The sequence below is a fragment of the Mycolicibacterium lutetiense genome (assembly GCF_017876775.1).
GTDB lineage: Bacteria > Actinomycetota > Actinomycetes > Mycobacteriales > Mycobacteriaceae > Mycobacterium > Mycobacterium lutetiense.
The window spans coordinates 527,431-553,762 of record NZ_JAGIOP010000002.1 but is presented as its reverse complement, the minus strand read 5'-3'; the positions used below and the strand labels follow the sequence as shown (position 1 = coordinate 553,762).

Genomic DNA, 26,332 nt, shown 5'->3' with positions numbered 1-26,332 from the left:
GGGCACCTGACCGCGACTCGATATTCGGTGTCAAACCGCTTGGTGCCGAGCTATTGGAGATCGAACGGCAAACCGACTTCTGGAACTTGAAGCCTGAGCTGGCTCTGATCGCAAACGCTGCGGATTCGCGCGGCGTTGAGCGGTGGGCTGTGCTCGGCGTGGTGCTGCGCAACGTGGTGTCCTGGCTCCCGCCGCACTTCGTACTGGCTGACAAGGACGAGCACATGATGGGGCTCGGTGACGCCGCCTCGTTGAATGTGCTGTTCCACATCATGGGTGAATCCAACGACGGAAAGTCCGTGGCTGTGTCGCTGGGCGACATGCTGATGCCGCCGAACGTCAAGGGGTCGGCGACCGGGATGCAAGGCGACCCTGAGCCGGATGCATTGGTGGCGGGCACGGGTGAAGGTCTGATGAAGCACTTCGTGTCGCAGGGAACGCTGCCCGGTGACGATGACAAGCCCGTCAAAGGAATGGTGCAGCACTCGGACACCGCTGTCGTCACGATTGACGAAGTGTCCGCGTACGTCGCCGAATTGACACGACAGGGGTCGAAGGCGGCGGGCTTCATCACAAGTGTGTGGTCTGGCGTTTCCACGGGATCGAACACGGGATCGGCTGACTCACGCACGAAGCTCCCGAAACACAGCGCCCGCCTGGCGCTGGCGATGCTTGGGCAGTACGGGCACGTGAGCGACCTGTTCACGGACTATCAGGTTGACCTCGGTGCCCCGCACCGCGCCAACTGGTTGCCGAGCGCGCAGTTCGAGCATGACCCGCTTTCGATCACACCCGCAAAGCGGCTGATGTGCCCGAGGGAGTCCTGGAACAAGGCGCACCCATCGACTAACCCCGCCGTTGCCCTCGGGTACGTCAAGCAGTCTATTGACCGCAAGGAGGACTTCCCCCGCTTTGCGTGCAGCCCTGACGACGCCGATCTGTACTGGTTCGTCAAGCCTCCCACCGCAAAGGCGAGCATCGCTTACGAAGTTGCGTACCGCAGGTCGCGCGGTATGACGCCCGCCGAGTACGCCAACATGACGATGGAGCAGCGCAACGCCCGTCGCGCCGAGAAGATGACGGGCCACGCGCTTCTGGCGACGTTGAAGAACATGGTGATCTTCGGTGTGCTCTTCGGGCACTGGCAACCGGACGACGACGATTTCTTCGTGGCGCAGGTGCTGGCGCGGGTCTCGCTGGGGATGTTGGTCGCTTGCCACACGGTGGCGGAAAGTGCGCAGATCGCAGAAGCGCAGAAGCGCGGTGTCAGCCGCGCCGATGAGCTGGACGCGACCGAGACTGCGATGGATCGGAAAGCCCAACAGCGCAAGGCGGATTTGCGCAAGTACGTCATGGACTCGCTGATCGCGGAGGGAACGCCGCAGCGCAAGTCGGACTTCGACCGTGGACTGTCCAAGAAGAAGCGCGAAGAGCTGCGCGAAGTCCTGGATTTCATGGTGGATGACGGGGCTATCGGTGTGATCGAAAGCGGACCACACAGGGGGCGGTTCACGATCCCTCACCGTGGTCAGGTTTATGACGGTGGCGATCTGACACCCGCCGAGCAAGCCGAACTGTTTTCGGGGAGCTGACATGACCGACACCCCGCAGCGCCCACCCATCGTGCTCATCGACACCGACACCCTTGCCGACATGGACCCGTGGCAGGAGCTGGCGAAGGGCAAGCGCTGGACGGAGTTCTTCTCACACATCCCCGACGCCAAGCCGCGTGACAACGGCGTGCGTGACCTCATCGACTTCGCCAAGTCCGAAGGCGCGTTCGTCGTCTACACGTCCCGGTGGGACGCGGCTTACCGCCGCGATGCGTGGGCATGGCTGGAAGGCGTTGGCTTCCCCCATTTCGACCTCTACATGCGCACCAACCCGTACCTGTCACCCGCCGAGGTACGTCTGCGTCACGCGGTGCGCGCAAGCGCGAAGGTACGGCACACGCGCCCGGTGGTCGTCATCGACGCTGATCCCGCCGTGTGCGTCGAGCTGCGCGCCAAAGGCATCGCCGCCGTGTGCGCGGACAAGGTGCCGGACACCGTTGCCGGACTGCGCAGCCTGCTCGCCTATGCCCGCCCGTTACCTACCGACATCACAAAGAAGTTCAAGCCCAAAAGAAAAGTGAGCACCGAGAAATGACCGACACCCCTGCCGTTTCCCCGACCCACACTCCCGCCTCGGCGCTTGCTCGCCGTGACATGGAAGCCGCCGACGCCCGCCTGAACGTGGTCATCGCCGCCCATGCGCGCGGTGAGGTGTCGCGGTGGGTGGTCCTGGCGGCGGGCGCGGAGACGCGCCGAGCCCATGACGTGATGAGCGCGCTGGACGCCGCTGCGCGGGAGGACGCCATCGCCCTCCGATACCTCCTCGGCGAGCTGGGATTGGACAGCATGGAAGAGCTATACGGCATGCTGCTGGGCGCGCCGACGAGGACCGCGTGACCACCATGGCACTGGACCTGCCCCACACCACGACCGCTGTCGCCGACGCACGGCTTGCGCTGGTTCACGAATTGGTTATCGCCCACACCGTGACGGTGCCCCGCACCCCGGAATACGCAACCGCTGCGCGCCACCTGTCCAACGCCAACTTCGCCACGGTGGAGGGCAACGTGGCGAAGTTGGCGCTTCGCTTCGACGCCGTAGACGGCGGCGATCCTGTAGCCGCCGCGAACCGTTACACCGCTGCCTCCTACGCCCTCAGGTACCTGGAAGCGAACAATGGCGCTGCGGCGCGGGACCACCTGGTTGGCGATTTAATGGGTGAACTTGGCGTAGCGAGTAAACCCGTTCATACCGCGCTGAAGTACCTGCAAAGCGTCGGGCTTGTGACGATCACCGACGACCGAAACGGCAAGTGGTACGTCAAAGACAGCACGGCGGGCATCGACCCGTTCCCCGCGACGACGCCCCGCCCCGACTTCGGACTACGCGATGACACCCCCGCGACCGACCGTTGGGCAAGCAAGGACGCCCTGGCGCTCGTGGATGCGGAACTGGCTCAGGATCACGATGCGTACCTTCGCCTGCGGGCGAATGTGAATAACGTCGCACGGTCGCACGCCGTCTATCTGCGAGTTGCCGAGGGTCGCGCGACCCTCATCGACGGCAAGTTGCGCGCGCCCGTCACCAATCCCGCTGCACCTGCCAAGCCTGCACCTGCACCTGCCAAGCCTGCGACTGCACCTGCCGCTGTGCCATCGCTGTCGCTGTTGGACATCGGCGACATCGACGCCCCGAAGGCGGCACCTGTCGCTGCGCCCGCACCGAAGCCCGAACCCGAACCGAAACCCGCACCGGAACTGGCCACGCGGACCACGGAACCCGCACCTGTCGCCAAGGCTGCCGTCAAGCCCGAACCTGCACCCGTCACCGTGCCCGAACCCGTCAAGCCCGCCGCGTCCACCCCAACACCTGCCCCCGTCGCCAAGGCTGTGCCCGCTGCCCGTGACACCGCACTGTTGGTCAGCATCGACCAAGGCGTGCGGAACCTTGGTCAAGTTCTGGCGATGCCCCAAGCCGCCGCGCGGGAAGCATTGGCTGGCGCGAATCGGCTTCACGTGGTGCTGCTGCGTGTGATGACCGTGACACAAGCGAAGGGTCCGATGAACCGCCGCGCTCTGAGCGCTGGCGCGTTCAGCAAACCCGAAGATCGGGCGCTTTTGCCCGCTGCGCTGGACTACGGCGTCACCACAGGGGCACTCACCCGGACAGGGGTGGTGCACGGCGCGACGTACACGGTGGCTGACCCGACCCGCATCGGCGTCAGCTGGTCGGAGCTGAATGCCGCCGCCGCGAAAGTGTCAGCCCGAGCCACGCGCGCTGTCAGTGCTGGTAAGTAAAACTGTTTGCTAGACCCCTGGAGAGAGGGATTGGTAATGAGCTACGAGACCAAGTGGGATAGACCAACAGGGCACGCCGCGTGGGTGGTGACACTGGCGTTCACGGTGTTGTCGTCTTTCCTGAACGCACGTGGCGCGGGCATCGAAGGTGGGCACGTCACCGCCCACGCCGTAGTCCCGTTCGTCGTCCTGGTGGTCGGCGCGTTCGGTGAAATCGTCTACTTGTCAGGGATGCACCGCGCAGCGAAGCGGGTCATCTTGGCGGGTCTGCTGGCGTGTTTCGCTGTCGTCCTGGCGGTGTCGTATATGGGCATTCTCCCCGTGGCGGAAGCCTGGTTCCCGACGCTCCCGACGTGGGCTGTGCGGGGCATGTCGGCGATCCCCGATGTGGTGATGTTGTGCGCTGCGACCGCACTGCTAAGCCTTCGCGCGCGCCGCAAGGTGCACCCCGTGACGCACCATGACGCACCCCGTGAAGCACCCGTGGAGCACCCCGTGGTGGACCATGACGCACCCGTGGAGCAAGAAACGGTGGTTCACGAAGCACCCGTGGAGCACCCTGTGGCGCACCATGACGCACCCGATGACGCACCTGTGGAGCGTGAACCGCACCATGGTGATGCACCTGATGACGCACCCGTGACGCACCCCGCGCCCCGCATCGTGCCCCCGCGTGACGCACCTGTGAAGCGCCCCGAGGGGGTTATTGCCGCTGCCGACATCGACACCCTGGCGGCGCGGATCGTGTCCGAAACGACGATCAGCCTTCCCGTTCGGACTGTCGCCGCGATCCTCAAACGCGCGGCGACGGGTGAGAGTCAGCGGAAGATCGCGAGCGCACTGTCGGGTGTCAGCCCGACCACAGCGGGGCGGGTGGTGACCGCCGCCAAGGAGCTGTCAGCATCCGAGCCCGAGCCTGCACTGGCACTCACCGCCGCTGGATAGCCCCCGCCCGACCCCCTGACTGAAGCCCCGTCACGCTCTCCCCGTGAGGGGCTTCTCTATGTCCACACCACCCTCAAAGCCGCGTCATTGTTGGATGCGGATGCACGTACATATCCAACATTCATTCGCACCACCTCAAAAGCGGTGTGTGTTCTTCAAAAACACTAGCTTGACCTGTGGGTTTTATACCCCTTTGCGAGACCCCGCCGCGCGCGTTACGGACAGCGTTACGGACCGCGTTACGTGGATAAATGTTGGAACGGGTTTTCCAACAATTCCGTGCCATTCCTGACGCTCTCACGCCGCTTGTTACTAGCCCTATTACCGTGCCATCTGTTACTCCGACATTAACAGCCAATTCGCCCCACTAACGGGTTAGCTGTTACTCCGACATTAACACCCACGCACCCCGCCGATAGCTGCTATGAACTGGGGATATGCACATTGGTGGCGACACGCCGAGATATAGCTCCAATTTGCCACAATGTGCTACCCTCTAACTAGCCGCGAACGGGCATTTTATGTCGAAAGCAGGAAACATGAGCCCCACCACCGCCCCCACACCGCCCGCACCATCTGTGCCCTATTGGGATGTGGACGGGATCATTCGCGCGCCGGGGCTCACGCGGGAGCAGCTTTCGCGGAACTTCGACGCCATTCGAAACTCGCCGTCCGCCGACCTGGATTCGCTTCTACCCGCGCCTGTCACGTCCCCGTCGCTGACGTGGGTATGGGTCGGGCTGGTCGCCATCGCCGCCATCGTGATGGTCGTCGCTGTCGTCGCCGTGCTGGTTCGCCGTCGCCGCCGCCCGACCCACGTTGGTGTCGATGTCGTGGACTACCCCGACGATGACCCGTTCACGTTCACCCCCGTGACTGATGGCACGGAACCTGTGCCCCCGCCGCCCGCCGACATGGTGACCTTCATCCCTGCCGACGCCGACGACGACACCGACTTGCCACCCGCCCCCGTGAACACGGACCGCTGACCCATGACCACCCGCCGCGTGACCCTCCCCGCTGCCGCCCTGGCGTCGGTGCTGGCGTCGGTGTTGGCGGCTGTGGTCCTGGTGGGCTGCGGGTCACCAACCACCACCCCTACCTACACCCCGCCCGCCGCCGCGCCGTCCACCATCACGCACACATCGCGCGTGCCAAAAGTGGTGTCCCTGCCGCCCGTTCCCGTCCGTCGTCCCGTGCCGTACAACGCGCGGCTGGCTGTGCGTTACGCCGCGTGGGCGGAATTACGGGCGCACTGTGATCAGCGTTTCCTGGACGCTGGGAAGCGCGGCGCGTGCGCGAACAAGGTCGATTCTGACTTCGCGGATGTGGCGTACAACGTGCGGGCGCGCGAGGAAGCAAGCAAGGTCGGGCAGTTTTCGACGGTGTACTCAACGCCGCGCCCGATCACCTCCTACAGCACCACCACGTCGCTAGAAGTTCGCCGCCCGACCCCGCCATGGACACCCGCCACCACCGACGCTGACGACGCATCGGGGTTTGCTGGCGTTCCTCCCGTGGTCATCGGCGGCGGGCTTGTCGCCGTGGTCCTGGGCACCATCACCGTGGTGGTGGTCCGTCGCCGTGGTGCGGGCTATCGCCCCACGCACGCGGGCGCGGGACCGAGCAGCTACGACACCGACTTCGACATGGACGACCTGTCGAGCCCGACCGATTTCAACACCGATTACACCGACGATCACCGCTAACCAGCAAAGAGAGAGAAGAGATGACCATGAGCCAATACAACCCCTATAACGACCCACGAGTCGGGCATCCGACCTACGCCGCGCCCGAAACGTTGTTCCTTGCGAAGCGCAAGATGCAGGGATGGTGGATGGCATGGGCAGGCTTGGTGGTGATCGGCTTGGTGGTCGGTGCCATCGCACCCGCCACCAAAACCGCCCCGCCGACACGTGATTACGGCGGAGGGATGATGTACACCCCGCCCGACGTGGCATCACCCGTGACCGTGATCTTGTACGTGCTCAGCGGGCTGATTGGTCTCTTCGGCACCGTCGCCCTTGTACTGGCAGTCAAGGCAACCGTGGACCGCGCCCGACTCACGGGCGGGCGGCGATGATGTTCACGACGGTCATGAAATGGGTCACGCTTGCATCGTTGGCAGGGGTAGCCCTCTTCACTTTGGCGTCGTTGGCGGCGGGCGGGATCGCCGCGCCGTGCCGCAATAAAACGGTGGTAAATGGCAGCACGCCGTACACCGTGCGTTCGTGCGATTCGTCGGTCACGACCGGGCAAGCAATCGCGTACGTGGCTGGCGGGCTCTTTATCGTCGCGGTAATCGCGGCGATGGCATGGGGAATCGCTGCGGCGATGCGACCCGCTGACCGCATGCTGTCGATGCCGCTGGCGCGTGGTGCCGATGCCGCCGCACAGGCAGCACATGCAGCCCGTGAACGGCATCAGCAAGCCGCCGCGAACCGCGAAGCCCGCGCCGACGAACGGGGTCACGGAGCCGCTGGCGCTGGTGCGGGCTACATCGACGGCGAAGTCATCGACTACCCCGTGGACGACTTCGCCGACGAGTTCACCGACGAGTTCACAGCCCCGCAGCCCGATCCCGAGCCGCCGACCGACGACCGTCCCCGTTCCGGCTGGGGTCGCGGCGTCACGTTCGGGGACTGACCATGTTGGGTGGAATCGCTAGGTGGTTCGGCATCGCGCTGGCAGGTCTAGGTGTGCTGTGCGCCCTGGGCGGGCTGACGGGTGACACCCCAATGTTGGTGTCCGGTGTGCTGTTCATGGTGGTGGGCGGCGCACTGTACTTGTTCGGGCGCGTCGGGCGTGGATTCCGTGGCGGTGGCGGTGGCGGGGGTGATCCGCTGTACGCCGCGACCCGCGAGCGCGACGACGCGATTTACGCCGTGCAGCGGAACGGTCAGCAAGCAATCCACCAACTCAAGCAACAGGAAACCGCGAAGGCACGCACCGCAATTGCACGGGCGCAGCAGCGGACGAAGGCACTGGAAGGGGCGTGGCTCTGATGGGCTTCTTCACGGGTGGTGGCTACGTGCCGTCCGAGCGTGACCGCTACATGCGTCAGCAAAAAGAGTACGACTATCAGCGGAAGCGCGCCGACAGTCAACATGACGCGGCGCGCAAGATTTTGGACGGCATACCCGCGCTGGTGGAGAAGGAAAAAGAGAAGGTAAAGAAGCAAGCGCAAGCCACTGTTGCGGGCATTCGCAAGAGCGCGGAAACCGAAGAGAAGCGCTTGTTGACGACCCCCGTTACGCAGTATTCAGGTGGCGCGCATGGCAACCCCGATCCCATCGTCGTGTGGCATTGGCGCGTGCCGATGCCCGCCGCCATTAACATCTCCGTGGAGGGTGTGAAACGTACTGACGCTGGTCCCGTTCTGGCGTTGCAACCGGGTGGAGGCATCGCCACCGAGGACATCATCCCCATGATGCTGAGCACGAAGTTGGGCGGGCGCAGTGAGTTCGCGGCGTGGGCGGGCGAAGTCAGCGAAGTGCTGGCGGAGATGGAGCAGCGATACCCGATCCTGGCTGACATTCGCGATGACGCTGTGTTCGCGCGGATGCTTTCGGCGACCGGCGTGAACCGTGACGAGAAGTCGGCACTGGAAGAGCGCGGCGCGTACGGCACCACCTACAGCCGCCCCCGCACGGTGGTGCACGTCCCCGTGCTCACCGCCGTTGACATCACGCCCGAGGGTCTGGAATTAACCTTCGCCCACGACGACACACGCCGCGCCGGAGACATCGGCGGCGCGACCCTGGACCGTCTTCGGTCGGCGTTCAACGCGGGCGGTGTGCACAACGCGAAGAACCTGGTGGCTCACGATGGCGACGACGGAGAGTTGATCTTGTCGTTCCGTGATGCGCCTTCGCACTTCCCCGCAGCGGTTGCCCCGCCCGCCGTGGCGGTCGTGACGACCAAGGAAGATTCAGCCAAGGCGTACCCCGGCATGACGTGGCAACTGGGCGTGGATGCACGCGGAAATGTCATCACGCCGAAGTTGGAAAAGTTTCCACACGTCCTGGTGGCGGGTTCGACTGGCGGCGGGAAAAGTGTATGGATTCGCAGCGCCGTGGAGGCTCTCAGAGTGCAAGCCGCGCAAATCTGGCTGGTAGATGGGAAGCAAAGCGACTACATCGCTTTGGCGGACCTACCCGGCGTGCGGATGGTCACCACCGAGCCCGCCGCGCACGTGGTGGCGGTGAGCGAAGTGTTCGAGGAACTTCAAGCGCGGCGCGCGGCGGCGGCGAAAGCGAAAGCGGCGGGGGTGGAGAAACCGTACGAAAAGTACGCCCCTTGCGTGCTGGTGATTGACGAGTTCGCGACGGTGCGTGATGAGTGGAGGACCCACGCGAAGAAGACACGCGGAAGTGACGAGGGCGTCATCGGCATGATCGCCGCGTTGTTGAGGGTTGGGCGCGAGGCGCGGTGCCACGTGGTGCTGAGTTCGCAGGATATTTACGTGGAAAACATCCCGCAAGCATGGCAGGACAACCTCCCCCTGTTCGTGTCGCTGGGTGCCCCGAGCCCCCGCACCTTGGCGGGTGGGGCGATACCCGAAGCGCTTCGCGACGATGCGCAACGCATCGGTGACCGCATCTCACGCGACACGCCGGGACGCAGCCTGTACGTAGACCGCGCCGCCTTCGCCGTGCGCGAAGTGCAGAGTTTCTACGGCTACTCACCTGGCACGACACCCCTGACCGCCGCCCCGACCCCCGAGGTGCGTGCGGCATGGGCAGTGTCGGAGAAAGCAGCCGCAGCGGTGCCGTGGCTGTACCCCCGCGTTGGTATCAAGACCGAAGATCCGTCATGGCGCGACGGCACATTGGACGAGCTGGCAGACACCCCGACCGTTGCTTTGACCGACCGCACCGGCGCTCTGTTGGCGGGGCGCGAAGGCTACGACCCGTTGCGCCCGGACTGGAACGGCGCAGCGGCAACGGGTGGACGAAAGCGGCGCGCAGCGTCGGATTTCATCGACGTGGATGGTGACGGGGTTGACGACCGTGACCAAGTGCCGACACCGCCAAGCGCCGACAGCCCGAGCCCCGCACAGGTAGCGAACATGACCCCCGAAGAGAAGGCAGCGTGGATGCGGGCTCACGCCGCGCGCATGGGTCTGATCCCCGCCGACGAGGAGACGCCGACGCCGCCCGCACCGAAGAAGACCACATCACGCAAGCCCGCATCCAAGCGCGGCGGAGGTGACATCTGATGACAACCAAACGCAGCGTTGTTGCCGTGGATTCGACCGTGTTTTACGCGAGCATCGCCCGTCTGATCGAGGGCGATACGACACCGTACGTCGGCTACGTCCACGCCGACCCCGTGGAGAAAATCCATTACCCGGCACGGGAAGCGTCGCGGCACACCGAACTGGCAGAAGCGGTGGTGAAAGCGGTGGTGGAGAGCCGTCACGGCAGCCCCGAGTTGGTGGTGCTGGTGAAGCCACACCTTGGTAGCTTGGCGAAAGACCCAAGCGGGCACCGACGCTTGGGCGTGCACTGGGAGCTGGTTCGCCTGTTCGCGGCGGCGGGAATCCCCGTGGGTGAACTGTCCATCTTGTCGGTGCAGAAGGCGTGTATCGGACGCGGCGAGTGGGGCACCAAAGGCACGACCGCCTTGGCGGAGTGGGTGGCGCAGCAGTGGGAGGGGTACGCCGCCCCGACCCGCGAAGACGGCAAGGCGGATGCACGTTTTCGTGCGACGACGGTTGCGATGGCGGCGGCGGGTGCGATGGCGGTGGGCTTCCCGGTACCGCAGCTTCCCGCCACCGACACCGTGCTGACGGGGCTACGCAGCGGGTTCAACCTTCCCCCGAGCGCCCGCTTGCCCGAGACGAGCGCCGCGTATGTCAAGCGGTCTTCGAGGTTGCAGCCGGATGCGTATGTGCAAGAACGCTTGACGCTGATCGCGACACTTCCGGTGTCCGAGCTGGAGACGTGGCACGTCCCACGCAATTCACAGCTGCGGAAGGCGTTGGAGGCGCGGCTGGGCGGCGACGAAGAAGCGGAATTGGAGCGGCAGATGATGGGCGGGGGTGACCTGTGACCGTTACCCCGTTCCCCGTCACCGCCGACGAAGCCGAAGCACTTCGGGCGCTTCAAGTGGTGGTGTGGTGGTGCCGTTTGGTGATCGCACAGGGACGCGGCGGGATCTACCCGCTGGGCAACGATCCCGACCTGACCGACGCTGAACAGACGTATGTCGATGCTCACGTGAACGCTGTGGGTGGCGGACATGTCGAGCTGTGGCAGCGGTGGCAACAGGCGGGGTTACCGCCGCTGGACCCGAGCTTGAAGTTCCGAGCATGAAGACCGCAACCGCAGCCGTATTGGCAGCAACGCTCACCCTCACCTCATGCGCTTCGCCCGTGGGCGGGGTGCCGTCGTCCCCGCTGTCCGACCATGCACGTATCGGTGGTGTGGTCATCGCAGCAGTGGACAGTGGCACGCGGCCCGATGCGCCCGCGCCGGTGGTGCAGGTGCGCGGAACGGACGGTGGTGCCATCGACCGCCTGGGCGCGATGGCAGTCGAAGATGTGCAGGCGTTCTGGTCGCACACCACATTGCCGGGTGGCAGCGAGTATCGACCCCTTGAGTCCGTCACGTCCTGGGATGCCCGAACGGGCGGCGGGGTGACGGTGTGCGGAATCGACGTGACGGTGAACGCAGCGTTTTGCCCGCCCGAGAACAGCATCGGCTGGGATCGCGGCGGGCTCATGGATGTGCTGGTGCAGAACACAGGTGAGATGGCGGCGGCGCTGATCCTGGCGCACGAGATCGGGCACTACGTGGACGCGCAGGCACGCCGCGACAAACCCCCGACCATCGTCCGTGAGCAGCGTGCCGACTGCTACGCCGGAAGCTATTTCGCGTGGGTGGCGGCTGGTGAATCGCCGCGTTTCACGGTGAGCAGTGACGGGCTGGACCTGGTGCTGGAAGTTCTTCCCATCGTGGCGGACGCGCCCGAAGGCGGCGACCACGGATCGTCGGTGGCGCGGCTGTCAGCGTTCACCGAAGGCTTCATGCGCGGACCCGATGTGTGCGCCGCCATCGACATCACCGACAGCCGCGACGCCTTGCCGCTGATCCCCGGTGACAGCACGACGATCTTCACGCCCGAACTGGTGGAGTCCGTCGCCGCAGCCGTGGCGGATGTGACGGGCGTACCCGTGGACACGTCACAGGTGGACATCGCAGCGGTCAACGCGGTCGGTGCCGAGCCTGTGCCTGGTGTACGCGGCGACGGCAGCGGGCTCACGGTGCTGATCGCGCAGTTGGTGCAGCCGTGGGTGGCTGAACAGCAGGTTTCTAGTCCCCGCGTGAGCACATGTGCGGTGGGGTCGGTGCTTCGCGGCATGGCACATGGCGGGGCGTTCAGCCTCACCGTGTCCGATCTGGACGAAGCGGCACTAGCCGCACTCACCGCGCCGCCCGGCGAGTATGTGGGGTTGTCGGGTTCGGGTTTCGAGAGAGTGCGCGGCTTCCTGTCGGGGTTGGCTGGCGGGCTGGAGCGCTGCGCGTAGAGGGTGTTATGTCGGCGCAACAGCTAACTTTGTACACCACTCCTATACGCGTTTCACAAGGGCTTTCGTATAGGGACCATGTACCATAGCAATTATGACCACTATCAGCCCCGATGTCCGAGCGGATTTGCTCCTGTTGCGGCGGCAGACCGACGAAGTGCACGCCGCGCTAGCGAACACTCACAAGATCGGAGCCGAACGCGGCGCTACCGTTCTTCGACTCAGGGACGCTGGTGTGCAGTACCGCCTCATCGCGGCGGCGATGGGTGGTTCCGTGGCGGCTGTGCAAGGAATCATCAGCCGCGCGCTGGTGCAGCGTATGTCCACCCCCGCCGCCCATGCGCCGCCCGCACCCGCGCCTGTGCAGCCCGCAACCCTGAAGGCAGGTGCCCGATGAAGACCCGAGTGAAGCTGGCAGCCGCCGCTCTGGCGGCGCTCACCGCCCTGTCGGGTGTTGGGGTTTTGGTGCACGGGGGTGTCACTGTGCCGCGTGAAGATGTGAGTGTCACGTCCCCGTCACTTGTAGAGCTGGCAGGCGAATATGCCGCAGCCTTCGAGAGCTTGAAGACCGAGAAGGAAACACGATGAGCCCGTACAACGACCTCAGCGCGAAGCTGGCGGACCTGGCGGAACAGGTGAACGGACACATCGACGCGGTGAACGTGCCGTTCCCCGGCAAGGGGGCGACGGTGGACGCGGCGAACGCCGAACGCGCCGCTATGGCGCAACACCTGGGCAGGCTGGCGGAATGGCTCCAAACCGCTTCTGGCACAGCGTCTACGCAGGTGAGCTACGACAAGGGGCTGGAGTCGGCACCGTCACCGGAGGAGATCCTGGCGCGGCGGCAGGCGTGTTTCGAGTCAGGGAACGCCCCCGAGGTGGTGGACGCGCTCAAGGACGCGATGCGGGAGAAGAAAGCCGCGCAGGAACATCACGACGACGACACATCGGGCACCGAGTGGGGCGACCAACCCGCCGCGCCCAAGTGCACCCCCACCAAAGCCACCATAGGCGGCGACCCGAATGCGCCGAGCAACAGCGGTGGAACTCTGGCGGGTGAGGGCGGGGAGGACGACGCCACCGAAGGAGGGGAAGAGAGCGGCGACCGCAGCGATGACGGCAGCCACACCGCAGCCCCGAGTGCGTCATCGGGAAGTGGAAGCAGCGACACCCCAACCACAACCCCGAGCGCAGCGCCCGTATCCGACAGTGCCGTGAGCACCGAAACGAGCAGCGACACAATGGCATCAGCGTCTACAGGCACGGGCACTGGAACACTGTCAGGTGCAACGCAGCCGCAGCCCACACCTGGTGGACAGCCGATCACAGGTACGAACATGCCTCCCAACGCAGGCTACGGACCCACAGGCGGCGCGGCTGGTCAGCTCGGGCAGCAGCCACAGCAGGCACGCGGTGGGCAGCAACCGTCCAAGCGCGGCGATGACGACAAGCCCGCCCCACCAACAGGTTCGGACGCGGTAGCCCCCGTGGTGGGAGCAGTGGGCGCAACAGGTAGCCCGACCGCGCCGCACGCACCCACGAACGCACCGAGCACCGCGCCGACGAGCAACGCAGGGGCACAGGGTGGCACCCCGCAGCCTGGAGGTGCCACCGCCAACACCGGAGCCGCGAACAACGGTGCGGGTGCGGGTGGTGCAGGCGGCGGTCCGATGGGCGGGGCGCGTCCAATGGGCAGCGGAAACACGGTGACGCCGCCTGTGGTGCACCGCGCCGAGACCCCCGAAGAGTACGCAGCGCGTGAAGCGGAATTGGACCGTCTACTTGCTGAGCTGGACACCGACAAGGCAGGAACGAAGTCATGAGCGAGATTGAAGTGGACCCCGCCGACCTGGCGGCGGAACAGGCACGGCTTAACGCGTTGGCGGACAGCATCGCCGAAACGGTGTCATCGGTGAACGCGGCGGCTGGAGAGGTGTCCCCTTCCACCACCGCGTGGAAGGCGGAGTGGGAAGCGTTGGATTCCTACACCCCGGTCGCCGAAAAGCTGACCGAAGGAATGCGCGCGATAGCAGGAAGCCTCACCACTATCGGGGTGACGATGCGGGCACAGGTGAACCTGACGACGCATCGTGTGACGGTCACCGACATCATCGAGGGCGAGGGTGCGGGGGACGTGCACAGCATCGACACCGAGGGAATCGCACCGACGAACGGGTACAGCATATGAGCCGCGTAACGGGGCTGGTCGGATGCGCGGCGCTGGTGGCAGCCGTCGCCTTGTCCGGGTGTGGAGCGGCGTCGATCATGACACGGGACGCGGAAACGTCCACCGTGACAACGACAACGCAGCGCACAACCCCTGTCGCTGTGCCGACACGGAGCAAGCCGATACCGACGACAACGCAGCGTGAGCCGTCAGACCCGTTATCCCGCAGCGTGAAGCGAATCCTGACGGACATCGACCGTTTCTGGGAGGGCGGAATGGGGCTGGGCAGCAACAGCGTCACGTTCAGTGTTGCCGAGTTCGACTCGCGAACCGAGGAAGTGCCGATATGCGGCGTAACGCGGTATGACGTTGCGGGATATTGCGAGCAGGGAGACAAGGACATGCTGATGTGGGATCGCGCCGCGTTCGCCGACAAGGAAGCGCGCGGTGGGGATATGGCGATGGCTGTGACTCTGGCACACGAATATGGTCACGCGGTGCAGGACTTCATGGGGCGCTTCCACGGCAACCGCTTCGTGGAGGTGCAGGCGGATTGTTTGTCGGGCGTGTACATGTCGGCGAACCTGGACAAGTACGGGTCGCTGGACGACCTGGTGCGCCGCGCCTTGCCAACCTCACCCATCGGGCAGAAGCCCGCAAGAGAGAAGGCGTTCAAGGAGGGGTTCGCCGAGGTGCCCGACAAGCTGGAGCATTGCCTGGCGTATCAGGGCTGAGGGGCGTCAGAAGCCGAAGTCGAGCTGTTCCACCACTTCCTCTACGGGACGTGCTTCGGTGTACGGACGGATAATCGGCGGGGTACTCGGTTTCACGCCCTCTAGCAGCTCCTCGACAGTGAATAGTTGCACCCTGGCATACGCGTTGCCAGCGACATCCGTGTAGCTCCCTGCATCGGCGGCGGCTTGAACCATCCCGCGCGTTGGCGTGTATCGGGTGATGAGAACTCCGCCGTCAATGGTGTCGTCGGAGGCGATAACACCTGCGAGGTCACGAACCATCTGCGGGTTGAGCTGTTTTCCACCTTTGACGCTGACGACGAGGCGTCCAGCCTTTTCTTTCTTGCCTCGGTAGTACCGAATGATTCCATCACGTCCACGATCACCAACCTGTTTGGTGTTCGGTGTCCCTCGGACCAGTGACACTGCCCAGCGCTCGAACTCCAGTGCGTCACGCTCGAAAAGATCATGTGCCGCTGCCAAATCTTCGGGCAGTCCGAGGACTTCGTACGTCTCATCAATCAGCGGACCATGCGTTGTGCGCAAGCGGTTCCGAATCAGGTCCACAGCGATATAGGTGATGTCGATGCCGATCCATCGGCGTTTCAGGCGAATCGCGGCGTCCATTGTGGTGCCGCAGCCACAGAACGGATCCATCACGAGGTCACCCTCGTTGGAACTCGCTTTGAGGATTCGCTCCAACAAGCCGACCGGCTTCTGGGTCGGATAGCCAAGACGTTCGCGGTCTTTCGGCGACAGCCAGCGCACGTCTGCGTCGATACCATTCTTAGACGTGTAGTTCTCGCCTTCCAAGTCGAACACGGTACCGACCGTGTATGGCTGATACGCCCAAATATCGGGAGCGGTCACACCGTCTGAGGGCTTGATGGTGTGCTGGTAAATGGGCCACGTTTCACCTTCCGCGATGGTGATGTAGCCGAGTTCGTAGAGGCGGTCCATCTTCTGGTGCTGAGTCATGCCCGTGAAGTCCTCGCCGCTGTCCTCCACCAGCTTGCCGGGTACCGCCCAATGGCGTCCCTTGGCGGTCGGATTGAAGCCCTTCCATGGCATCCCCGATTCACCGTTGCGAGTTCCGCTACCAGTCAGCACATTGCCGTAGTAGTCGGTGCGCCACGCGTCGCCGTCCTGGACAAAGTAGTCCGCAACGTGCCCCTTCATGTAGGGCAGCGTGGGGCGGTTCCAGGTGTACCTGTCCCCGTCGGACTTCGTGTAGAAAAGAATCACGTCATGGACAGGTGTGAACCGCCGCGCCTTGCCGTGAGCCCCAGTGCGTCGCCAAATGATCTCGCTGCGAAAGCATCTGGGACCAAAAATCGCATCTAGCATCACTTTCAGATAGTGCGACGCGGTGGGATCGCAATGTAGATACAGGCTGCCTGTGCCCTTAAGCACACGGTGAAGCTCCACTAACCGTGGTGCCATGTTAGTCATGTAGGCGGTCAGCGGAGTCTCGTGAACGAGCGCGCGGATTGCCCGCAACGTTTCGGCAGGTTTTTCGGGCAGTCCACTGCTGACCAGATAGTCGTACTGCTGCCCAGTTTCGACACTCCACTTCCAGGTGTCATCGAATGCGTGGATTTGCGCTGATGCATCACCGGCGTCGGCAAAGGTGACGTTGTAGACCGCCTCGGAGTTGAACGGCGGGTCCAGGTAGATGAGGTCCACCGAATCCGTGGCAACTCGTTCCTTGAGCACCTTTAGGTTGTCGCCGTAGAAGAGACGGTTTTTGGACATTTCGCGAGCATATGGGGACACCACTTCCGAGTGGGGGATATTGACGCCGCGCGCCCACCTACTCAGCCCACCACGGCGGTTGGTATTCCAGCACCACCCACGGACGCGCAGGGTCAACCACCATCACGCAGCCATCGTCATCGAACGCGGGCAGCGGGTCGCCGTAGGGGTCGTCCCACGCAACGGCTGTAGGTGACCACCGCGCCGAATCGCACCACGGGAACGTGTCAGGCTCATCATCATCTTCTAGCTCGGTGATGGTCGCCAGTAAAGAGTCCAGCGGGTCGGTCACGGATTCGCAACCACCGTGTACCCATCCGCCGCAGCGTGATCGGCGCACAGAGCCCTGTACCAACCGTGCGGGGATTGGTACGTGGTCCCCGCAGCCCCGCATGATTCACAGATGTTGCGCGATGCAATCTCGGCAGCGGCGATCAGGTCACGCGCCGCGTCGTTCCTACCACTGACGTAGACCCGCAGCTCAGCGTACTTCGCCTTGATTTGCTCGTACCGAATGTCGGGTGTCACGGTCACCAGCGCGGCGTCCAGCTCGGTCATCAGCGGCACCCAGCCAGGCGGCACGTCGATGCCTGTGCAGGTGTCAGAACGCCGGGATCTAACGGCAGCCAACGGGTCGGGGGTGGTCATCGGGGCACCACCAGGTCAATCCTCAAGTGCCCCTCAGCACACACCAACTCCGCCCACGGTCGCAACGCCAGTTGACGATCCACCAGGGCTGAAATTTCTAGGGCGTGTTCGTCTTCGGGGTCGGGAAATCCCAAGGCTTCGGCAATGTCGTATATCCCGCACATGAGATGTGGGGTGTCGGCAACGTCGTCACGGTGCAGATGGTCGCCCACCACCGTCAGGGGTGCCCCACGCGGCGGGGTCAACGTCACGCGGCACCACACGCCGCCGTGGTCGGGGTCGATGAACGGGGTCAGATCGTAGGCGTTGCTCATGTGTCCATTGTCCCGTTGCAGGGTGACAATGGGCAGGCGGCGCGGGGGACGTGACGTAAGCCCACGGCTGACAGTTTCCAGCGGCTATGCGACAGTCCGAGAATTATCGCTGCATTTCTGCTGCATTTTCAGGTGTGGGGGAGGTGTTAAACCGCCTCTGACCTGCATGTATATTGCGTGCCCTCGGTGAGATTCGAACTCACACTGTACGGGTTTTGAATCCGTTTCCTCTGCCAGTTGGGATACGAGGGCGTCCCGATCGGTGCTGCGGCCTATCACCATAGAGGATGGCCCCCCGGTCGCCGAACGGAGGCCTCCACGACACAATGTTCTCCATGACCGGGTCACCGAACGACGCTGACAGCCCCCGCCGTGTGCTCATCGCCGAGGATGAGGCGCTGATCCGCCTCGACCTGGCCGAGATGCTCCGTGAAGAGGGCTATGAGGTCGTCGGCGAGGCCGGCGATGGTCAGGAGGCCGTTGAGCTGGCCGAGGCTTTGCATCCAGATCTGGTGATCATGGACGTGAAGATGCCACGCCGCGACGGTATCGATGCCGCGTCGGAGATCGCCGGCAAGCGCATTGCCCCGATCGTCATCCTCACCGCGTTCAGCCAGCGGGAGCTGGTGGAACGCGCCCGCGATGCCGGGGCGATGGCCTATCTGGTCAAGCCCTTCAGCATCACCGACCTGGTCCCTGCGATCGAGGTGGCGGTCAGCCGGTTCAGCGAGATCGCCGCCCTGGAAAGCGAAGTGGCGAACTTGGGGGACCGGTTGGAGACCCGCAAGCTGGTCGAGCGGGCCAAGAGTTTGCTGCAGAGCAAACACCAGATGACCGAGCCCGAGGCCTTCAAGTGGATTCAGCGGGCCGCGATGGACCGCCGAACCACCATGAAACGGGTGGCCGAGGTGGTGCTGGAAACCCTGGACGAGTCCGAGGAAGCGCCCGCGCCGGAGAGCTGACCGACCGGGCGGTTGTTAATTGTGGGTTTCTGCCGGCCCGAAACTCCACGTTCAGCCAGCACACACGCAAGAAGCCTCACTCAACATCCCGCGCTCGGGCCGGTGGTTGGCTATGTTCTACCCGAAGCTCCGGCGCCCCGCCCTCACCGGGTCAGGGCGCCGGTACCGCTGACAACTCTGACCCGGAGGTGAAGCGTGCGCGGTCGCATGGCACGGAAAGCATTTGCTCTCGGAAGTGCGGGTGTGGTTGCCCTGGCGATTGCCGGCTGCAACCAATCCTCACCAGGAGATGAGGCATCGCAGAGCAATTTGACGATCGTCGAGAAGGTTCAGATCGACGAGAACGGTGCTGAGGTCAAGGCCGCGCAGGACGTCACACCCGCTGATCCGGCCGGCGACGGCAAGGCCACCTGCCCGCCGGTGATGATCGGCATGATGGGTGCACTCAACGGCCCGGATGCCGCCCTGGGCATCAACATCAAGAACGGTGTGCAGCTGGCGATCGACAAGCACAACGCCGCCAACGCCGGCTGCCAGGTGCAACTCAAGAGCTTCGACACCGAGGGTGATCCGCAGAAGGCGACCGGCGTGGCACCGCAGATCGTCGACGAGGCGTTCATCATCGGTCTGATCGGGCCGGCGTTCTCCGGCGAGACCAAGGCCACCGGTGACGTGTTCAATCAGGCCGGCCTGGTCGCCGCCACCGCGTCGGCCACCAACGTCACGTTGAGCGAGAACGGGTGGCGGACGTTCTTCCGCGGCCTGGCCAACGACGGCGTGCAGGGTCCCTCGGTGGCCAACTACCTCAAGAACACGCTCGGCAACAAGAAGGTGTGCGTTGTCGACGACAGCACCGACTACGGTCTCGGTCTGGCCGAGGCCGTGCGTGAAACCCTTGGCCCGGTTGCCGATTCGTCGTGCAACATCTCGGTGAAGAAGGGGGACAAGGAGTTCTCGGCCGCGGTCACCCAGATCAAGAGCGCCGCCCCGGACTCGGTGTTCTACAGCGGCTATTACTCCGAGGCCGCCCCGTTCGTGCAGCAACTCAAGGACGGTGGTGTGACGGCGACCTTCGTCAGCGCCGACGGCACCAAGGACCAGCAGTTCGTCGATCAGGCCGGTGAATCATCGAAGGGCGCGTTGCTGTCCTGCCCGTGTGGTCCGGCCACCGGGGCGTTCGCCGATGAGTACACGAAGAAGTTCGGGCAGGCGCCCGGCACGTACAGCACCGAAGGCTATGACCTGGGCACCATCCTGCTCAAGGGCATCGACTCCGGCGCCATCACCCGGCCGGCGCTATTGGACTACGTCCGCAAGTACGAGGGCCAAGGCGTGGCGCGCAAGTACCAGTGGACCGACAAGGGTGAACTGACCACCAATTTGATCTGGATGTACGAAGTCAAGTAACCGTCACACGAAACGCGTCCGAGACCGTCCCCAGGACTCGGACGCGTTTCGTTTCACATCACGAAGTCAGGAGCCGCCGCCGGATGATTCACCAGTGCGTCGAGCAGTCCGCCTGCCTGGCAGCCAACATCAGTTTCAACCTGGATGGCCTGCGAGACGGGTTCTGGCAGTTGACGATCGACGGCCTGTCCTGGGGCGCGATCTATGCACTGGTGGCGGTGGGTTACACGCTGGTCTTCGGCGTGCTGCGTCTGATCAACTTCGCCCACTCCGAGATCTTCATGCTGGGGATGTTCGGCGCGTACTTCTGTCTGGATGTGATTCTCGGTTTCACCGCGAGCGGTAACGCCTATAACAAGGGCGTCGGGTTGACCGTGTTGTATCTCGGTATCGCCTTGTTGTTCGCGATGCTGGTCTCGGGGTCCGCGGCGGTCGGTCTGGAACTCGTCGCCTATCGACCGCTGCGGAAACGCAATGCCCGCGCGCTGACCTTCCTCATCACGGCCATCGGTATGTCCTTCGTGCTGCAGGAGTTCGTGCACTTCGTGTTGCCCAAGCTGATGAAGGGATACGGCGGGAGCAACGCACAGCAACCCATCGTCTTGGTCCAGCCGAAAGTCCAGTTCACGATCTTCGGCGCGACGGTGTCGAACGTGACGTTGGTGGTCGTGGGTGCGTCGCTGGTCTTGGCGCTCCTCACCGACATCGCGATCAACCGAACGAAGTTCGGACGCGGGATCCGTGCGGTGGCACAGGATCCGACCACCGCCACGCTGATGGGCGTGTCCCGCGAGCGCATCATCATGCGGACCTTCCTCATCGGTGGTCTGCTGGCCGGGGCGGCGGCGCTGCTCTACACGCTGAAGGTGCCACAGGGCATCATCTACTCGGGCGGATTCCTCCTGGGCATCAAGGCGTTCTCGGCGGCGGTACTCGGTGGGATCGGCAATCTCCGTGGAGCCCTGCTGGGCGGTCTGCTGTTGGGCGTGATGGAGAACTACGGGCAGGCGGTGTTCGGAACGCAATGGCGTGACGTCGTGGCTTTCGTGCTGCTGGTGCTGGTCCTGTTGTTCCGGCCGACCGGAATACTCGGTGAGAGCCTCGGGAAGGCACGGGTATGAGCGAGCCAGAATCCGCCAGTTCGGTGACCAAGACGCTGCTGGCGCCCGGCGACGCCCTCCGCGAATCCTGGTCCACCTTGCCGCGGGCGGCCAAATGGGTTGTCGGCGTGGCGGGTTTCGGGTTGCTGGCGCTGCTGCCGTTGTTCACCCCGAGCTTCCTCGACACCCCCGGCATCAGTTTCGGCGGCACCATGGCCCAGTTCGTGATGGTCGCCATCATCGCTGTCGGCCTCAACGTCGTCGTCGGTCAGGCCGGCCTCCTCGACCTCGGCTACGTCGGCTTCTATGCCGTCGGCGCCTATACCGTCGCCCTGTTGACCAGCCCTGACAGCCCGTGGAATCAGGTGGGCCCGAACGGCTTCTTCAGCAAGGACTGGGCCTGGCTGTCCTGTGTGCCGTTGGCCATGGCCGTCACCGCACTGGCCGGGTTGATCCTGGGAACGCCGACGCTTCGGTTGCGGGGCGACTATCTGGCCATCGTCACCCTCGGTTTCGGTGAGATCATCCGGCTGCTGGCCGACAATCTGTCCGACGTCACCAACGGCTCTCGCGGGCTCAATCAGGTCGCGTATCCGCGGGTGGGGGAGAGCGAGAAGCTGCCCAACGGCGTGTTCTCCAGCGGCAACTCGGTCGGTGACGCCAACTACGGCACCTGGTGGTTCTGGCTCGGCCTGATTCTGATGATCGGCATCCTGCTGTTGGTCGGCAACCTGGAGCGGAGCCGGGTCGGGCGCGCGTGGGTGGCCATCCGCGAGGATGAGGACGCCGCAGAGGTGATGGGGGTCAACACCTTCCGGTTCAAGCTGTGGGCCTTCGTGATCGGCGCCGCGATCGGTGGGCTCTCCGGTGCGCTCTACGCCGGCCAGGTTCAGTACGTGGCACCGCCGACGTTCAACATCATCAACTCGATGCTCTTCCTGTGCGCGGTGGTGCTCGGCGGGCAGGGCAACAAACTCGGCGTGATCTTCGGCGCGTTCATCGTCGTGTATCTGCCCAACCGGCTGCTGGGGGTCGAGTTCCTCGGGATCAACCTCGGTGACCTGAAGTACCTGTTCTTCGGTCTGGCGCTGGTGGTGCTGATGATCTTCCGGCCGCAGGGGCTCTTCCCGGTGCGCCAACATCTGTTGACCTACGGCAGGTCGGCCCGACAGTTGTTGCGCCGCACCACGGACAAGGAGCCGGTGGGATGAGCGAGCCCATGCCCGGCGTCAGCGAGAGCGTCGAGGAGTTGGCCGGGGTACACCGGGACATCCAGGCCGCCGAGGGTGAGGTCCTGCTGGAGACACGGGATCTCACCGTCGAGTTCGGTGGCCTGGTGGCCCTGGACTCGGTCAGTTTCAACATCCGTCGCGGGGAGATCCTCGGCCTGATCGGCCCCAACGGTGCGGGCAAGACCACGTGCTTCAACGCGATCACCGGCGTGTACCGACCCAGCTCGGGATCGGTCGTTTTCGACGGCGCCCCACTGGGCCGGATCAAGCGTCACCAGATCACGCGTCGTGGCATCGCCCGTACCTTCCAGAACATCCGCCTGTTCGGTGAGATGACCGCACTGGAGAACGTCATGGTGGGAACCGATGCGCGGCACAAGACCTCGGTGCCGGGTGCCCTGGTGCGCTCCTCGCGGCACCGCCGCGAAGAGCGGTCGGCGATCGAACGCGCCGTGGCGTTGCTGCATTTTGTGGGGATCGCGCATCGCGGGGAGGAGAAGGCCAAGAACCTTCCCTATGGCGATCAGCGGCGTCTGGAGATCGCCCGCGCGCTGGCCACCGAGCCCAAACTGCTGTGCCTGGATGAACCGGCCGCCGGGTTCAACCCGGCCGAGAAGGCATCGCTGATCGAGTTGATCCGAAAGATCCGCGACGACGGCTACACCGTGCTGTTGATCGAGCACGACATGCGCCTGGTGATGGGGGTGACCGACCGCATCGTGGTGCTGGAATTCGGTCGCAAGATCGCCGACGGATTGCCACACGACATCCGCGAGGACCCGAAGGTCATCGCCGCGTATCTGGGGGTGCCCGATGATGAACTCGGCTGAGACCAGTCCTCGGGTACTGCTCGAGGTACGCGACGTGGTGGTGCACTATGGCCGCATCAAGGCGTTGCACGGGGTTTCGCTCGTGGTGCACGAGGGGGAGTTGGTCACGCTGTTGGGCTCCAACGGGGCCGGCAAAAGCACGATGATGCGCGCGATCTCGGGCCTGCGGCCCCTGACCTCGGGCTCGGTGTGGTTCGAAGGCCGCGACATCTCGCGGGTGAAAGCCCATCAGCGCGTCATCGACGGGCTGATCCAGGCCCCGGAGGGACGCGGGGTCTTTCCCGGCATGACGGTGGTGGAGAACCTGGAGATGGGTTGCTATGGGCGCAAATTCGCCTCCCGCCACGAGCATGACGAGCGATTGGACTGGGTGTTCGAGACGTTCCCGAGGCTGGCCGAGCGGCGTTCCCAGGTGGGCGGCACCCTCTCCGGCGGGGAACAGCAGATGTTGGCCATCGGTCGCGCGCTGATGGCCCGACCCAGGGTGCTGTTGCTCGACGAGCCGTCGATGGGGTTGGCGCCGATGGTGATCTCGCAGATCTTCAAGATCATCTCCGAGATCAACGCCCAGGGCACCACCGTATTGCTGGTCGAGCAGAACGCCCAACAGGCGCTGAGCCGTTCGGACCGGGCCTACATCCTGGAGACCGGCAATGTCACGCGAAGCGGTGCCGCGCGGGAGCTGTTGGCGGATGACAGTATTCGTGCCGCCTACCTCGGCGTCGCCTGACCCCTGGCCCCACGGCATGCGTGTCTGCCGACGACACGCCGCGCTAAAGCCGACATTTGTGCATGTTCACGGCACCCTGGGGTGGTGATGGTAGGTAAATCGATCGCGCTGTTCGTCCTCGCTGCGGTGCTCGAGATCGGCGGGGCCTGGCTGGTGTGGCAAGGCGTGCGCGAGCATCGTGGCTGGATGTGGATGGGCGCCGGGGTGATCGCGCTCGGCGCCTATGGCTTCGTCGCGGCGTTTCAGCCCGACGCCCACTTCGGCCGGGTCCTGGCCGCCTACGGCGGGGTATTCATCGCCGGATCGTTGTTGTGGGGCATGGCCGCCGACGGTTTCCGACCCGACCGGTGGGATGTCGCCGGCGCACTCGTCGCGCTCGTCGGCGTCGGGCTGATCATGTACGCGCCGCGCTGAGGTTGTCAGCCCAGATGGGCGCTGTCGTCGTCGAGATTGTCGCGGTTCAGGCCCATCGGCGTGGCGGCGGGAACGTCCCCGGCGGCCACCACCTGCCGGGTGATCGGCGTCAGCACCCGGAAGAGGGTGGTGATCTCGTCGTCGGTCAACGCGTCCAGTGCGCGCAGGGCCAAGGCATCGGTGCGGTCCTCGATGCCTTGCTTGACGGCCCGCCCGGTGTCGGTGAGGTCGCCCTGGCCGTCCAGCCAGCCGCGCGAGCGCAACTGCTCGACGTAGCCTGCCCACTGGTCGTCGTCATAGTCGCGACTCCGCATGATCATCTCGCGCGGCACGCGGCCGGCTGCGGCGTGCAGTACGTTGCATTCACGTCCGCTGATTCCCTCGGCGACCAGTACAGCGATATGGGTGTCTCCGCGTTGCTCGCGCAGCAGGGTGACCGCGTGCCAGAGTTTGGCGATCGGGTCCTCCGGCCAAGGCAGCGCCTGGTTGGCCGCGTAGAGCGGCCGCCCATCCAAGGGTGCCGTGCTGGCAGCTTTGGCGGCGAGATCGGCGGCGAGGCGGGTCGACTCCGAGTCGGCCACTCCCGAGCGACGCAGTGCCGCGACAGCCGAATCTGAACGCAGCTGCAAAAGTGTTGCTGGACTTGCCTTTTCCCACGCAGCGGGCAGGGCCTTCGCCACCCGCGCGGTGGTGAAGTTGTAGAACGCGGCGGCGACCACCTCGGCCGGCACGATGCCCAGCGGGGCTGAGCGGGCTGCGAAGTAGCCCATCCAGAAGCCGGGGTAGCCCAAGGACTCGAGCGCCGCGCGAGACTCTGCGGTGAAGTAGGTGACCGCGTGCACCGGTTCCAGCCGATCGAAGAAGCGACGCGCCAATGCGGGAGTGCGACCCATAAGGCTAGTTAAGCATCGGGGCCGTCGCCGTCGCTCACCGCGGTGGCGGCCTCGTCGATGATGGCCCGCATCGCCCGTTCGGCGGCATCCTCGTCGCGCAGTCGGATCGCCCGGGCCACCTGGTCGTGTAACTCGATGGCCGCCGGGTTGGGAGAGTCCGGCATCAGGCCGTGCTCGGTACGCCCGGCGAGGACCTCGGCCACCACGTCGTTGAGCGCGCGGAACATCTCGTTGCCGCTGGCTTCCAGCAGTGTTTGATGGAATACCTTGTCCGCCAGCAGGTATGCGGCGAGGTTGCCGGACCGTCCGTGCACCACCATGTCGGAAACGGCGGCGGCCAGGATCCGGCATTGATCAGGGTCGGCCCGCCGTGCGGCGAGTGCCGCGGCGGCCGGTTCGAAACCTCGGCGGAGCTCCGACAGCGATGCAAGGAGCGCCGCCCGGTCCCCGGCATGCAGGCGCCAGCGAATCAGTCTGGGGTCGAACACATTCCACTTGCGTGACGGCTGCACCGTGATCCCGACCCGGCGTCGCGACTCCACCATGCCCATCGACTCCAGCACCCGGATCACCTCGCGTGCCACGCTGCGGGACACCTCATGCTCGGCGCTGAGCCGGTCCAGGGTCAGCACCTGCGCGGCCGCCAACTCGCCGGAGACGATGCCGGTACCGAGCGCGGTCAACAGGTTGGCATGCAACGCGCCGACATTTGATGGCGAGGACACGTTTACATCCTGTCATATTGCAGACTGCCTGCTGAATAAGCAGATTTAATCGTGACAGTCTTGCAATCGTATGACCTTTACGGCAGGCTGTG

At 64.7% G+C, this 26,332-nt stretch carries 33 protein-coding genes and 1 tRNA gene; 26 read left to right on the top strand and 8 right to left on the bottom strand.

Annotated elements, in window-relative coordinates:
- Positions 1–53 precede the first annotated feature (53 nt).
- The 8 genes from JOF57_RS11965 (at position 54) to JOF57_RS11930 (ending at position 6,878) form a co-directional block, all read left to right on the top strand.
- Positions 54–1,592: a hypothetical protein gene (locus JOF57_RS11965; RefSeq protein WP_209916676.1), complete on the top strand. Its 1,539-nt coding sequence runs from the start codon at positions 54–56 to the stop codon at positions 1,590–1,592.
- A gap of 1 nt (position 1,593) precedes the next feature.
- The gene (locus JOF57_RS11960; RefSeq protein WP_209916674.1) at positions 1,594–2,148 is read left to right on the top strand and encodes an HAD family hydrolase; all 555 of its coding nucleotides are present in this window, start codon (positions 1,594–1,596) and stop codon (positions 2,146–2,148) included.
- Complete coding sequence (locus tag JOF57_RS11955; protein ID WP_209916672.1) at positions 2,145–2,450, top strand: hypothetical protein; 306 nt, start codon at positions 2,145–2,147, stop codon at positions 2,448–2,450. The genes JOF57_RS11960 and JOF57_RS11955 overlap by 4 nt, the downstream gene beginning before the upstream one ends.
- Positions 2,447–3,850, top strand: coding sequence for a hypothetical protein (locus tag JOF57_RS11950; protein ID WP_209923845.1), 1,404 nt, complete (start codon positions 2,447–2,449; stop codon positions 3,848–3,850). The genes JOF57_RS11955 and JOF57_RS11950 overlap by 4 nt, the downstream gene beginning before the upstream one ends.
- 36 nt (positions 3,851–3,886) lie before the next feature.
- Positions 3,887–4,795, top strand: coding sequence for a hypothetical protein (locus JOF57_RS11945; protein WP_209916670.1), 909 nt, complete (start codon positions 3,887–3,889; stop codon positions 4,793–4,795).
- 539 nt (positions 4,796–5,334) lie between these two features.
- Positions 5,335–5,784 carry a hypothetical protein gene (locus JOF57_RS11940; protein WP_209916668.1) on the top strand — a complete coding sequence of 150 codons (450 nt, stop codon included), beginning with the start codon at positions 5,335–5,337 and terminating at the stop codon, positions 5,782–5,784.
- A gap of 3 nt (positions 5,785–5,787) precedes the next feature.
- Positions 5,788–6,504: a hypothetical protein gene (locus tag JOF57_RS11935; protein ID WP_209916666.1), complete on the top strand. Its 717-nt coding sequence runs from the start codon at positions 5,788–5,790 to the stop codon at positions 6,502–6,504.
- A 26-nt stretch (positions 6,505–6,530) separates the two neighbouring features.
- A complete protein-coding gene (locus tag JOF57_RS11930; RefSeq protein ID WP_209916664.1) occupies positions 6,531–6,878 on the top strand; it encodes a hypothetical protein in 348 nt (115 codons plus the stop codon).
- Here the strand turns inward: JOF57_RS11930 and JOF57_RS11925 are convergent.
- A complete protein-coding gene (locus JOF57_RS11925; RefSeq protein ID WP_209916662.1) occupies positions 6,859–7,044 on the bottom strand; it encodes a hypothetical protein in 186 nt (61 codons plus the stop codon). The two genes, JOF57_RS11930 and JOF57_RS11925, sit on opposite strands and share 20 nt — an antisense overlap.
- A 22-nt stretch (positions 7,045–7,066) precedes the next feature.
- Here JOF57_RS11925 and JOF57_RS11920 point away from each other — a divergent pair, with 22 nt between their 5' ends.
- The 11 genes from JOF57_RS11920 (at position 7,067) to JOF57_RS11875 (ending at position 15,230) form a co-directional block, all read left to right on the top strand.
- Positions 7,067–7,441, top strand: coding sequence for a hypothetical protein (locus JOF57_RS11920; RefSeq protein WP_209916661.1), 375 nt, complete (start codon positions 7,067–7,069; stop codon positions 7,439–7,441).
- A 2-nt stretch (positions 7,442–7,443) separates the two neighbouring features.
- Positions 7,444–7,800, top strand: a complete 357-nt coding sequence (locus tag JOF57_RS11915; protein WP_209916659.1) for a hypothetical protein — start codon at positions 7,444–7,446, stop codon at positions 7,798–7,800.
- Positions 7,800–10,016 (top strand): FtsK/SpoIIIE domain-containing protein, encoded by a 2,217-nt coding sequence (locus JOF57_RS11910; protein WP_209916657.1) that lies wholly within the window; start codon positions 7,800–7,802, stop codon positions 10,014–10,016. Before JOF57_RS11915 ends, JOF57_RS11910 begins: the two co-directional genes overlap by 1 nt.
- Positions 10,016–10,852: a hypothetical protein gene (locus tag JOF57_RS11905; RefSeq protein ID WP_209916655.1), complete on the top strand. Its 837-nt coding sequence runs from the start codon at positions 10,016–10,018 to the stop codon at positions 10,850–10,852. Before JOF57_RS11910 ends, JOF57_RS11905 begins: the two co-directional genes overlap by 1 nt.
- Positions 10,849–11,115 carry a hypothetical protein gene (locus tag JOF57_RS11900; protein ID WP_209916653.1) on the top strand — a complete coding sequence of 89 codons (267 nt, stop codon included), beginning with the start codon at positions 10,849–10,851 and terminating at the stop codon, positions 11,113–11,115. Before JOF57_RS11905 ends, JOF57_RS11900 begins: the two co-directional genes overlap by 4 nt.
- Positions 11,112–12,329 carry a neutral zinc metallopeptidase gene (locus tag JOF57_RS11895; RefSeq protein ID WP_209916651.1) on the top strand — a complete coding sequence of 406 codons (1,218 nt, stop codon included), beginning with the start codon at positions 11,112–11,114 and terminating at the stop codon, positions 12,327–12,329. Before JOF57_RS11900 ends, JOF57_RS11895 begins: the two co-directional genes overlap by 4 nt.
- A 94-nt stretch (positions 12,330–12,423) precedes the next feature.
- Complete coding sequence (locus tag JOF57_RS11890; protein ID WP_209916650.1) at positions 12,424–12,726, top strand: hypothetical protein; 303 nt, start codon at positions 12,424–12,426, stop codon at positions 12,724–12,726.
- Positions 12,723–12,917 (top strand): hypothetical protein, encoded by a 195-nt coding sequence (locus JOF57_RS11885; RefSeq protein ID WP_209916648.1) that lies wholly within the window; start codon positions 12,723–12,725, stop codon positions 12,915–12,917. The genes JOF57_RS11890 and JOF57_RS11885 overlap by 4 nt, the downstream gene beginning before the upstream one ends.
- Positions 12,914–14,152, top strand: coding sequence for a hypothetical protein (locus JOF57_RS11880; protein WP_209916646.1), 1,239 nt, complete (start codon positions 12,914–12,916; stop codon positions 14,150–14,152). Before JOF57_RS11885 ends, JOF57_RS11880 begins: the two co-directional genes overlap by 4 nt.
- Entirely contained in the window at positions 14,149–14,517 is a 369-nt protein-coding gene (locus JOF57_RS30935) for a hypothetical protein (protein WP_234938112.1), read from the top strand. Before JOF57_RS11880 ends, JOF57_RS30935 begins: the two co-directional genes overlap by 4 nt.
- A complete protein-coding gene (locus JOF57_RS11875) occupies positions 14,514–15,230 on the top strand; it encodes a neutral zinc metallopeptidase (protein ID WP_234938111.1) in 717 nt (238 codons plus the stop codon). Before JOF57_RS30935 ends, JOF57_RS11875 begins: the two co-directional genes overlap by 4 nt.
- Before the next feature lie 6 nt (positions 15,231–15,236).
- Here the strand turns inward: JOF57_RS11875 and JOF57_RS11870 are convergent, their stop codons facing one another.
- From JOF57_RS11870 to JOF57_RS11850, 5 genes are all read right to left on the bottom strand, one after another.
- Positions 15,237–16,985, bottom strand: coding sequence for a DNA methyltransferase (locus JOF57_RS11870; RefSeq protein ID WP_209916643.1), 1,749 nt, complete (start codon positions 16,983–16,985; stop codon positions 15,237–15,239).
- Between the two features lie 58 nt (positions 16,986–17,043).
- A complete protein-coding gene (locus tag JOF57_RS11865; RefSeq protein WP_209916641.1) occupies positions 17,044–17,277 on the bottom strand; it encodes a hypothetical protein in 234 nt (77 codons plus the stop codon).
- Positions 17,274–17,633 carry a hypothetical protein gene (locus JOF57_RS11860; RefSeq protein ID WP_209916639.1) on the bottom strand — a complete coding sequence of 120 codons (360 nt, stop codon included), beginning with the start codon at positions 17,631–17,633 and terminating at the stop codon, positions 17,274–17,276. The genes JOF57_RS11865 and JOF57_RS11860 overlap by 4 nt, the downstream gene beginning before the upstream one ends.
- Positions 17,630–17,947, bottom strand: coding sequence for a hypothetical protein (locus JOF57_RS11855; protein WP_209916637.1), 318 nt, complete (start codon positions 17,945–17,947; stop codon positions 17,630–17,632). The genes JOF57_RS11860 and JOF57_RS11855 overlap by 4 nt, the downstream gene beginning before the upstream one ends.
- A gap of 178 nt (positions 17,948–18,125) precedes the next feature.
- Positions 18,126–18,199: transfer RNA gene (locus JOF57_RS11850), tRNA-Leu, on the bottom strand.
- Positions 18,200–18,282: 83 nt separating this feature from the next.
- Here JOF57_RS11850 and JOF57_RS11845 point away from each other — a divergent pair.
- The 7 genes from JOF57_RS11845 (at position 18,283) to JOF57_RS11815 (ending at position 24,622) form a co-directional block, all read left to right on the top strand.
- The gene (locus tag JOF57_RS11845; protein ID WP_209916635.1) at positions 18,283–18,909 is read left to right on the top strand and encodes a two-component system response regulator PdtaR; all 627 of its coding nucleotides are present in this window, start codon (positions 18,283–18,285) and stop codon (positions 18,907–18,909) included.
- A gap of 195 nt (positions 18,910–19,104) precedes the next feature.
- Positions 19,105–20,316, top strand: coding sequence for a branched-chain amino acid ABC transporter substrate-binding protein (locus JOF57_RS11840; protein WP_209916633.1), 1,212 nt, complete (start codon positions 19,105–19,107; stop codon positions 20,314–20,316).
- Between the two features lie 83 nt (positions 20,317–20,399).
- The gene (locus JOF57_RS11835; protein ID WP_209916631.1) at positions 20,400–21,437 is read left to right on the top strand and encodes a branched-chain amino acid ABC transporter permease; all 1,038 of its coding nucleotides are present in this window, start codon (positions 20,400–20,402) and stop codon (positions 21,435–21,437) included.
- On the top strand, positions 21,434–22,627 hold the full coding sequence (locus JOF57_RS11830) for a branched-chain amino acid ABC transporter permease (protein ID WP_209916629.1): 1,194 nt from the start codon (positions 21,434–21,436) through the stop codon (positions 22,625–22,627). Before JOF57_RS11835 ends, JOF57_RS11830 begins: the two co-directional genes overlap by 4 nt.
- Positions 22,624–23,478, top strand: a complete 855-nt coding sequence (locus tag JOF57_RS11825) for an ABC transporter ATP-binding protein (protein WP_209916627.1) — start codon at positions 22,624–22,626, stop codon at positions 23,476–23,478. Before JOF57_RS11830 ends, JOF57_RS11825 begins: the two co-directional genes overlap by 4 nt.
- A complete protein-coding gene (locus JOF57_RS11820; RefSeq protein WP_209916625.1) occupies positions 23,462–24,208 on the top strand; it encodes an ABC transporter ATP-binding protein in 747 nt (248 codons plus the stop codon). Before JOF57_RS11825 ends, JOF57_RS11820 begins: the two co-directional genes overlap by 17 nt.
- Before the next feature lie 87 nt (positions 24,209–24,295).
- Positions 24,296–24,622, top strand: a complete 327-nt coding sequence (locus JOF57_RS11815) for a YnfA family protein (RefSeq protein WP_209923279.1) — start codon at positions 24,296–24,298, stop codon at positions 24,620–24,622.
- A gap of 5 nt (positions 24,623–24,627) precedes the next feature.
- Here JOF57_RS11815 and JOF57_RS11810 read toward each other — a convergent pair whose 3' ends face one another.
- Positions 24,628–25,515, bottom strand: coding sequence for an SCO6745 family protein (locus JOF57_RS11810; protein WP_209916623.1), 888 nt, complete (start codon positions 25,513–25,515; stop codon positions 24,628–24,630).
- An 8-nt stretch (positions 25,516–25,523) separates the two neighbouring features.
- Positions 25,524–26,240 (bottom strand): FadR/GntR family transcriptional regulator, encoded by a 717-nt coding sequence (locus JOF57_RS11805; RefSeq protein ID WP_307870005.1) that lies wholly within the window; start codon positions 26,238–26,240, stop codon positions 25,524–25,526.
- Positions 26,241–26,332 lie beyond the last annotated feature (92 nt).